General features: G+C 71.6%; 9 protein-coding genes. 4 read left to right on the top strand and 5 right to left on the bottom strand.

Annotated elements, in window-relative coordinates; translation table 11 throughout:
- Positions 1–218: 218 nt before the first annotated feature.
- Positions 219–767, bottom strand: coding sequence for a DinB family protein (locus tag AB0M56_RS29890; protein ID WP_364181840.1), 549 nt, complete (start codon positions 765–767; stop codon positions 219–221).
- Positions 768–897: 130 nt separating this feature from the next.
- Here AB0M56_RS29890 and guaA point away from each other — a divergent pair, with 130 nt between their 5' ends.
- Positions 898–2,454 (top strand): glutamine-hydrolyzing GMP synthase, encoded by a 1,557-nt coding sequence (gene guaA / locus AB0M56_RS29885; protein WP_364181838.1) that lies wholly within the window; start codon positions 898–900, stop codon positions 2,452–2,454.
- Between the two features lie 62 nt (positions 2,455–2,516).
- Here guaA and AB0M56_RS29880 read toward each other — a convergent pair whose 3' ends face one another.
- Positions 2,517–2,729: a hypothetical protein gene (locus tag AB0M56_RS29880; protein ID WP_364181835.1), complete on the bottom strand. Its 213-nt coding sequence runs from the start codon at positions 2,727–2,729 to the stop codon at positions 2,517–2,519.
- Positions 2,722–4,029 (bottom strand): PspC domain-containing protein, encoded by a 1,308-nt coding sequence (locus tag AB0M56_RS29875; RefSeq protein WP_364181833.1) that lies wholly within the window; start codon positions 4,027–4,029, stop codon positions 2,722–2,724. The genes AB0M56_RS29880 and AB0M56_RS29875 overlap by 8 nt, the downstream gene beginning before the upstream one ends.
- A gap of 302 nt (positions 4,030–4,331) precedes the next feature.
- Here AB0M56_RS29875 and AB0M56_RS29870 point away from each other — a divergent pair, with 302 nt between their 5' ends.
- Positions 4,332–5,576, top strand: a complete 1,245-nt coding sequence (locus AB0M56_RS29870; protein ID WP_364181867.1) for a PspC domain-containing protein — start codon at positions 4,332–4,334, stop codon at positions 5,574–5,576.
- Positions 5,577–5,583: 7 nt separating this feature from the next.
- The gene (locus AB0M56_RS29865) at positions 5,584–6,291 is read left to right on the top strand and encodes a response regulator transcription factor (RefSeq protein WP_364053724.1); all 708 of its coding nucleotides are present in this window, start codon (positions 5,584–5,586) and stop codon (positions 6,289–6,291) included.
- On the opposite strand, the gene AB0M56_RS29860 is transcribed toward AB0M56_RS29865, so the two are convergent.
- Positions 6,288–7,205: a DMT family transporter gene (locus tag AB0M56_RS29860; RefSeq protein WP_364181830.1), complete on the bottom strand. Its 918-nt coding sequence runs from the start codon at positions 7,203–7,205 to the stop codon at positions 6,288–6,290. The two genes, AB0M56_RS29865 and AB0M56_RS29860, sit on opposite strands and share 4 nt — an antisense overlap.
- A gap of 104 nt (positions 7,206–7,309) precedes the next feature.
- Between AB0M56_RS29860 and AB0M56_RS29855 the strand changes: the two genes are divergently transcribed.
- On the top strand, positions 7,310–8,212 hold the full coding sequence (locus AB0M56_RS29855) for a LysR family transcriptional regulator (RefSeq protein ID WP_285970576.1): 903 nt from the start codon (positions 7,310–7,312) through the stop codon (positions 8,210–8,212).
- A 40-nt stretch (positions 8,213–8,252) separates the two neighbouring features.
- Here the strand turns inward: AB0M56_RS29855 and AB0M56_RS29850 are convergent, their stop codons facing one another.
- A complete protein-coding gene (locus AB0M56_RS29850; RefSeq protein WP_364181827.1) occupies positions 8,253–9,398 on the bottom strand; it encodes a serine/threonine-protein kinase in 1,146 nt (381 codons plus the stop codon).
- Positions 9,399–9,401: the final 3 nt, after the last annotated feature.

Here is a 9,401-nt window from a genome sequence, read left to right as displayed (position 1 = left end):
CAACCGTCGACCATGCAGGGTCAGCCGGGCGTTACGGTGAGACACGAAGACCTCCGTTGTGATCGGTGATGGCGTCAGACACCACCACCACACACGGAGGTCTTCGTCATGATCAACCCGACGCGCCGCTCACACGTCAACAACGTCCATGGTCACTACAGCTAGCTCGGGGCACTGGGGGTACGACGGCCCGGTCGGGGGACCGGGCCGTCGTCGGGTCACTTGCTCCGGTAGAGATCCCGCAGCAGCAACACTTCCGCGCAGTGGTGGATGGTTTCGCGGTTGATGTGCAGCACGAGCGCGGCCATCGGGTACTCGGCGAACGGCCCCTCCGCCTTGCCCACCGGACGCGCGAGCGCTTCGGCGTCGAGCCCCCGCACGCCCTTGATCCAGCTGTCGTACGCGGAGTCGAGCTGGTCGAGCGCCTCGGCCGCGGTGCCGGCGTAGGGGAAGGTCTCGTAGCTCATCGCCGGCCCGCCGAAGTGCGACGCGGCGCGCATGCCGAGCACTCCGACGATGACGTGCGAGAGCCGCCACGCGATCGTGGTGACGGGCGGCGGCACCGGCTCCGGGTACGCGAAGTCGACGGTGAAGTCCCCGGTCCCGGGCCCGTCCGGCTTCTCCGCACGCGGGCGCACGGTCCAGCAGTTCGGCACCGGTTGCCAGAAGTACTCGTCGTCCCCGAGCCCGTCGAGGCGCGAACGCACGTGGTGCTGCCAGTGCCAGTCGAGTTGGTCGTGCAGTTCGGTGGTCCATTCGACAGTCATGGGGGAACCGTAGGACGCTTCGCGGACAGGTGCGGTCCTCATTCGGGGGCCAGTCACGGGGTGAGGGCGGCGTGACCCAGCCCACCTGGGACGATGGAGGCAAAAGCGCTCATTCGCCTGGAGGTCGTAGGTGGCCAATCCCACCGGTCCGGTACTCGTCGTCGACTTCGGGGCGCAGTACGCGCAGCTGATCGCCCGCCGCGTGCGCGAGGCGCAGGTGTACTCCGAGGTCGTGCCGTCGAGCTCGACCGCCGAGGACCTGCTGGCCAAGAACCCGTCGGCGATCATCCTGTCGGGCGGCCCGTCGAGCGTCTACGTCGAGGGCGCCCCGGGCATGGACCCGAAGCTGGTCGACGCCGGCGTGCCGATCCTCGGCATCTGCTACGGCCACCAGCTGCTCGCGCGGGCGCTCGGTGGCGTCGTCGAGCCCACCGGCGTGCGCGAGTTCGGCCGCACCGACGTGCGCGTGGTCGGCGAAGGCGGACGGCTGCACGCCGGTCTGCCCGGCCACCAGACGGCGTGGATGAGCCACAACGACAGCGTCACGAAGGCGCCCGAGGGCTCCGTCGTCACCGCCAGCTCCGACGGCGCGGCCGTGGCCGGCTTCGAGGACGTCGACCGCGGCTTCGCCGGCGTGCAGTACCACCCGGAGGTGGCGCACTCGCCCCACGGCCAGGAGGTGCTGCGCCGGTTCCTGTCCGAGATCGCGGGCATCAAGCCGCAGTGGACCACGTCGTCCATTGTGGACGAACAGGTCACGCGCATCGCCGAGCAGATCGGCGACGGGCGGGCGATCTGCGGCCTGTCCGGCGGCGTCGACTCGGCCGTCGCTGCGGCGCTGGTGCAGCGCGCGATCGGCGATCGCCTCACGTGTGTGTTCGTGGACCACGGGCTGCTGCGCGCGGGCGAGCGCACGCAGGTGGAGCAGGACTTCGTGGCGGCCACGGGCGTGAAGCTCGTGACCATTGACGCGCGGGAACGCTTTCTCGGCGCGCTCGCCGGCGTGACCGACCCGGAGGAGAAGCGCAAGATCATCGGGCGCGAGTTCATCCGCGTGTTCGAGCAGGCCGAGCGCGACCTCAAGGCGCAGGGCGACTACAAGTTCCTCGTGCAGGGCACGCTCTACCCCGACGTCGTCGAGTCCGGCGGCGGCGAGGGCACGGCGAACATCAAGAGCCACCACAACGTCGGCGGCCTGCCCGACGACCTGCAGTTCGAGCTCGTCGAGCCGCTGCGCCTGCTGTTCAAGGACGAGGTGCGCCGCGTGGGACTCGAGCTGGGGCTGCCGGAGACGATCGTGCAGCGCCAGCCGTTCCCCGGCCCCGGCCTGGGTATCCGCATCATCGGCGAGGTCACGGCCGACCGGCTCGAGACGCTGCGGGCAGCCGACGCCATCGCGCGCGAGGAGCTCACGTCCGCGGGCCTGGACCAGGAGATCTGGCAGTGCCCGGTGGTGCTGCTGGCCGACGTCCGCAGCGTCGGCGTGCAGGGCGACGGCCGCACCTACGGCCACCCGATCGTGCTGCGTCCGGTGTCGTCGGAGGACGCGATGACCGCCGACTGGACGCGATTGCCGTACGAGGTGCTGGAACGCATCTCGACGCGCATCACCAACGAGGTGCCGGAGGTCAACCGCGTTGTCCTCGACGTGACGAGCAAGCCGCCGGGCACCATCGAGTGGGAATGAGCTGAACGCGAAGGGCCCCGTCGGGATTCGACGGGGCCCTTCGCGTTGAGTGGTGCTCGGTGTCAGTACCGCTTGCGCCGCAAGGAAGCTGCCAGCAGCAGCACTCCGATGAACACCGCACCGCCCGCGACGACCCAGCGGAAGTCGAAGGTGGGCAGCCAGCTCGCGCCGTCGGAGAGCACGTAGCCCGAGACCAGCAGGGTCGCGAGGCCGACGATCAGGGTGATCACGTCCACGCCTCGGCGGCGGGTCGGGATGTTCGAGTTGTCAGCCACGGAGCACCTCCAAGCTGCCGGCACCGTTGGTCACGTTCAGGGTGATCTTCTGCCCGCCCGGCCCGTCGTCGCCGAAGTCGTTGCCGGTCAGCGCTGCCTGGCCGACGCCGCTCGTGGAACGGTCGAGGCAGTCGACGTCGCCGGCGGAGTTCTTGCAGGTGTAGGTGACGTCGGCCGTCGCGGGCACGGTCACCCGGGTGTCGCCGGCGCCGTTGCTGACCGAGGTGGTGATCGGTTCGCCGGCCGGCAGCTGCGTCAGGTCGAGGTCGATGTCGCCCGCCGCGTGCCGATACACCGACTGCAGCTCAGCGACTGAGTGCGGGGTCGCGTCGAGGTCGCCGACGCCGCCGCGCAGGTCGATGCTGTTGAACGCGCTGGTCGTCATGATCATGCCGACGATCGCGAGCGGCAGGGCCAGTGCGATGAGCCCGCGTGAGCCGCGGACGAACGCGCCCGCCACCATGCCGACGCCGAGCACGCCCAGCACCAGGCCGATGATGTGGCGCACCGAGAACCAGTCGACGCCGTTGAGGTTCAGGACCACGCCCACGCCGGCCACGACCACGGCCGCCGCCATCGTCACCGAACCGATCTTCGACCGCGGCTGCCGCGGCTGCGGGGTCGGATCGTCGGACTCGTAGTGGTAGGGGTTCTCCGGCGGCGTCGGCCCCGCCGGGTCCGGCAGGTCCCAGCCCGCCGGATCGGCGGCCAGCGGGTCCCAGCCGGGAGCGGCGGCGCCCATGGGCTCCGTCGTGGTGTCCGTCATCGTGAAGGCTCCGGTTCCGGGCACGGCCTGGGCCGTCTCATACGCGGGGTACGCGACGACCGGCGCCGGGCGATTGTCCTGCCCGCGGCTGCGGTGCAGGAGGTAGAGGCTTGCCGAGAGCAGCGCGAACCCGATGAGGCCACCGCCGTCGAACCAGCCGTTGCCGAACGTGAGACCGACCGCCGGGATCAACGCGAGCGTCAGGACCACGGTGAACGCCTTCGACATCGTCGAGCGCCCGCGGCCGATCATCGCCTCGAAGCCCGAGGTCTCGTCGCCCTCGTTCGGGAACAGCAGCCAGCCGAGCAGGTAGAACACCAGCCCGAAGCCGCCGAACACCATCGCCGCGACCAGCGCCACCCGGATCACGACCGGGTCGATGCCGTACCGGTTCCCCAGTCCCGCCGCGACCCCCGCGACCTTGCGCCCCACGTGCGGCCGGCGCGGCCGGCTCACCCAGAAATCCTTCACCGTCTCCTCGAAGCCGTTGAAAGGATTCGACTTCGGGCTCGGCGCCTCGTTCGCACCACTCATACGGCAAAGCATGCGCGACCCGCGGCGGCGCCACATCGGGGACGTTCCCTGAGGTTTCCCCTGAGTGCCGCCGGTGTCCGGGTCGTGATCAGGGGCTTCCCCGATGTCAGAACTGCTCGCGGCGTGTGACGATGGACGGCGTGCAGGACTTCCTCGACCTCGGCGCCGCCGGACAGGTGAGCGACCCGGCCCGGGGGCCGGTGCCGGCTGCCGTCATGACGGCCATCGTGGCTTCCGGGGCCCCGGGGACTACCGGGGGTTCCGGGGCTTCCGAGGTCGCCAGGCAGCCGGGGCAGCCGAAGATGCACCGGCGCCGCAGCGGACGGGCCGTGGCCGGCGTCGCGGGCGGGCTCGCGGACCACCTCGGCGTGCCCGTGCTGTGGGTGCGCCTGGCGTTCGCGCTGCTCGCGGCCCTCAACGGCGCCGGTTTGCTCGCGTACGGGCTGCTCTGGGTCTTCGTGCCGCAGCAGGCCGAGGACACCGCCGAGGTCGACAGCAAGAAGGCCGCGAAGGAACGTCAACAGGCGTTCGGCCTCATCGCGCTCGGCATCGGCCTCGCCATCGCGAGCGGCACGCTGTCCGGCACCATCCGCGGCTGGGTCGCCGTGCCGCTGGCCATCGCCATGCTCGGCGCGGCCGTGGTCTGGCGCGAGGCCGACGAATCACAACGCCGGCGCTGGCGCACGGGGGCGCGCGACGGCGTCACGGGCGCGTTCGTGGGCGGCGGCGGCCGCAGCGCCGCGATCATCCGGATCCTCGCCGGCGTGGCGCTCGTGGCCACCGGCATCGGGGTTGTGGTCTTCCGAAGCGGCAGCTTCGACCAGGTCAAGTTCGCCCTCATCGCCGTTCTCGCCACGCTGGTCGGCGTGGCCGTGCTGACGATCCCCTTCTGGCTGCGTCTGGTCCGCGACCTCGGCGACGAGCGCCGCGCCCGAATCCGCACCGACGAGCGTGCCGAGATCGCCGCGCACCTGCACGACTCCGTGCTGCAGACGCTCGCCCTGATCCAGCGTCAGTCCGACCAGCCGCACGAGGTCGTGCGGCTGGCGCGCGGCCAGGAGCGCGAGCTGCGCGGCTGGCTCTACGGCCCCGGCGGCTACGGCAAGCCGAGCGACAAGAAGTCGAAGGAGCAGGAAGAAGGCGCCGTCCCGCTGTCCGAGGCGCTCGGCGCCGCGTGCGGCGAGGTCGAGGACACCTTCGCGATCTCCGTCAGCCAGGTCGTGGTCGGCGACGTCGAGATCGACGGACCCCTCACGGCCCTCGTCCAGGCCGCCCGCGAAGCGCTGGTCAACGCGGCCAAGCACGCCGGCGTCGACGAGGTCAGCGTGTACGCCGAGGTCGAACCCACCGAGGTCACCGTCTTCATCCGCGACCGTGGCAAGGGCTTCGACCCCGACGTGGTCCCCGCCGACCGCCACGGTCTCGCCGACTCGATCCGCGGCCGCATGGAACGTCACGGCGGCACCTGCAAGCTGCGCACCGCGCCGGGCGAGGGCACCGAAGTCCAGCTGGCCATGCCGCTCAAAGCGGCCAAGGGCGCGGCGTGACCTCGCTATGCTCGGGCTGGGCGACAACGAGCGAGGGAGCAGCACGGTGACGGAGACCCAGCGCGAGCCGGTCAAGGTGTTCCTCGTCGACGACCACGCGCTCTTCCGCGCCGGGGTCCGCACGGAGCTCGACTCGATCACCGACGAGGTGCAGGTGGTCGGCGAGGCCGGTTCGGTGGCCGACGCCGTCGCCGGCATCGCGCGCACCAGACCGCAGGTCGTGCTGCTCGACGTGCACATGCCCGACGGCGGTGGCGCCGAGGTGCTGCGCCGCGTGCGCCCGGAGCTGCCCGACGTCGTGTTCCTCGCGCTGTCGGTGTCCGACGCCGCCGAGGACGTGATCGCCGTGATCCGCGGCGGCGCGCGCGGCTACGTCACCAAGACCATCTCGTCGAAGGAGCTCGTGCGCGCGATCGTCCGCGTGGCCGACGGCGACGCCGTGTTCTCCCCGCGCCTGGCCGGCTTCGTGCTCGACGCGTTCGCCGACCGCCCCGGCTCGGCACCGATCAACGACCCCGAGCTCGACCTGCTCACCCCGCGAGAGCGCGACGTCCTGCGCCTGCTCGCGCGCGGCTACGCGTACAAGGAGATCGCGTCGGAGTTGTTCATCTCGGTCAAGACGGTGGAGACGCACGTGTCGAGCGTCCTGCGCAAGACCCAGCTGTCCAACCGCTACGAGCTCTCCCGCTGGGCCTCGGACCGCCGGCTCGTCTAGGCGGCGGGCTCCGCGGCCACCAGCGGCGCCGGGGCCACGGCCTTCTTCCGCTGCACCCGCGTGAGCGCGACGCCGCCCAGCACCACGACCATGCCCGCGATCACGCGGAAGCTCAGCTGCTCGTGCAAGAAGATCGCGCCCAGCGCCACCGACACGATCGGCAGCAGGTACCCGACCACCGACGCCGCGACGGCGCCTTCGCTGGCCAGCAGCTGGTAGTTGAGGGCGAACGCGATCCCGGTCCCGCCGATGCCGAGGATCACCACGGCGAACGCGGCCAGCGGCGTCAGGTGCACCGGCGAGAGCCCGCCGAACGGCACCACCAGCACGAGGAACCCGGCGGCGATCATCATCTGTCCGCCTGAGAGCGCGTAGGGCGAGTCGCCGGTGTCCGACAGGTAGCGGCCCTCGTAGACGAACGCGAAGCCGTAGCTCGCCGCCGCCGCGAGGCAGGCCAGCGCGCCCCAGCTCAGCAGCCCGGACGCCTCCCACGGCGCGAAGATCAGCAGGATTCCCGCCAGGCCCACCACAAGTCCGGCCGCGCGCATCGCCGTCATCCGGTGGCGGACCCCGAGGAACGGCGCCACGACGAGCACCCACAGCGGCGTCGTCGAGTTCAGCACGCCGGTGATGCCGGAGTCCACAGTGGTCTCACCGATCGCGAAGAGCAGGAACGGCAACGCGTTGTGGAAGAACGCGGCCACGGTGAGGTGGCGCCACGTGCGCTTGTCCGTCGGCAGCCGACGGCGCCCGAGCCGGCACAGCGCCACGAGCACCACGGCGCCGAGCACCAGGCGCGCCAGCACCAGTTGCACCGGCGAGAACGCCGCGAGCCCCAGCTTGATCCAGAAGAAGCTCGAACCCCACATCAGTGCCAGCGCGGCAATCCTGAGCAGGGTCTTCGTCTCGCCCACCCCAGTTCCTCCTTCTCGGCCGACGTTCAGCCTGGCCCCGCCCAGACGTAAGGACAAGCGAAAATAACTGCAGGAACGCTTAAGCAGAGCTGTAGAATTCGGCCATGCTCGACGTGCGGCGAATGCAGGTTCTGCGCGCGGTGATCACCAGCGGGTCGATCACCGCCGCGGCGCGAAACCTCGGGTACACCCCGTCGGCGATCAGCCAGCAGCTCTCGGTCCTCGAACGCGAGGCGGGCACCGAGCTGCTCGAACGCGTCGGCCGTGGCATCCGGGCCACCCCTGCGGGCGTGCTGCTGTCGGAGCACGCCGAGACGCTGAGCGCGGAGCTGGCGCGCGCCGAAGCGGCGCTGACCGAGCTCAAGGAGGGGCGCACCGGCAAGCTGGCCATCCGCTACTTCGCCACGGCCGGCGCTTCGGTGATCCCGCACGCCGTGGCCGCCGTCCGCCGCGAGCACCCCGGCGTGTGGCTCGACCTCAAACTCGTCGACCCCGACGACCCGATGCCCGAGGTGGAGGAGGGCCGCGCCGACGTCGCGATCGTCGTCTTCCCTCGGCCCGCGCCGCCGGCGAAGGGGATCGAGCTCGTGCACCTGCTCGACGACCCGTATCGCGCGGTGCTCCCGCGCGCGCACCCGCTGGCGCGCAAGCGGGTGCTCGACCTGACCGACCTGGCCGACGAGCCGTGGGTGGGCGTGGACCCGATGCCCGGGATGTGCCGCGCGATCCTCGACGGCGCGTGCGCCTCGGCCGGGTTCGCGCCCAACATCGTGGTCGAGTCGGAGGACTACCTCACGGCGCAGGGCTTCATCGCGGCCGGGCTGGGCGTGGGGCTGGTGCCGGAGCTGGGTGTCGGGCCCGCACACCCCGGCGTGGCCGTGCGGCGGATCCGCAACCCCGAGCCGTGCCGGATCATCCACGCCGCCATCGCCGCGCGAGCCGTCGGAAACCCGGCCGTGCGGACGCTGATCGACGCGATGCGTGAGGCGACGGCGAAGGTCGCCTGACGGCTCAGACGGCTCAGACGGTTCTGACGACTCGGACGGCTCAGACGAAGAACAGCTCGGAAACGCCGATCCCGATCAGCACCGCGCACAGGATCGCGGCGACCGTGAGGATCAGCTTCCGGCGGGCGGCCGCCTTCTGCCGCAGCTCCGCGGCCGACACCGCCTGCTGAGCCGCCGACGGCACGAACCGCGCGGACGGCGGCTGCAGGGGCTGGTGCTGTAGCGGCTGCTGCTGGGGCGGGATCTGCTGCGTGGGCTGGGCGGCCATCGGCTGCTGCATGGGCTGCGGCGCGGCCGGCGCGTAGGGCACCTGCTGCACCGGCATCTGCATCAACGGCCCCGGCTGGCCCGGTTGCTGCGGGGGCAGCGGCCACGACGCGGGCATGGTCGGCATCGCGGGCGCCGTCGGCGGGATGAACGCGGTCTGCTCGCGGCCCTCGGTGATGGCGCTGAGCGCGGCCACCGTGTCGGCCATCGTCGGACGCGCCGTCGGGTCCATCCGCAGCATCTTGCGCAACGCGCCGGCGAGCACCCCGGAGTTCTGCGGCGGCCGCTCGGACGCTTCGCCGTCCTCACCGAACGGCGGCACGCCCTCCACGGCCGTGTACAACGTGGCGCCGAGCGAGAACACGTCGGCCGCCGGCGAGGCCGGGGCACCGCGGGTGACCTCGGGCGCGCGGTAGGCGGGGTGCGCCCCGCCGCCGGTGATGCCGATGTCGGTGAGCTTCACGCCGCCGTCGTCGGCCAGCAGCACGGTGCCGGGTTCGAGCGTGCGGTGCACGATGCCGGCCGCGTGGATCGCCGCCATCGCGTCGCCCAGCATGATCCCGAGCGACGCCGCCTGCTCGGGCGTGAGCCGCCCGTGCTCGGCGAGGAACGACGCCATCCCGCGCGACGGGATGTACTCCATCACCAGCCAGACGTCAGGTCCGTCGGGCAGCACGTCGTACACGGTGATCGCGCTCGCGTGGTCCACGCGAGCCGCGTCCTTGCCCTCCTGCATCACCGCGGCACGCGCCTGCTCGGCGCGGTCCGGCGGCAGGCCGACGGGCAGGTACATGCGCTTCATCGCGACCGTGCGGAACAGCCGCGTGTCGAACGCTTGCCACACGATGCCCGCGCGGCCGCGGCCGATCGGCTGGTCGAGCCGGTACCGGCCGCCGACGATGGTGCCTTCTGAACTCAAATC

It is taken from the genome of Amycolatopsis sp. NPDC051372, from assembly GCF_040682095.1.
Classification (GTDB): domain Bacteria; phylum Actinomycetota; class Actinomycetes; order Mycobacteriales; family Pseudonocardiaceae; genus Amycolatopsis.
This window is presented reverse-complemented; position numbering and strand designations above follow the sequence as displayed.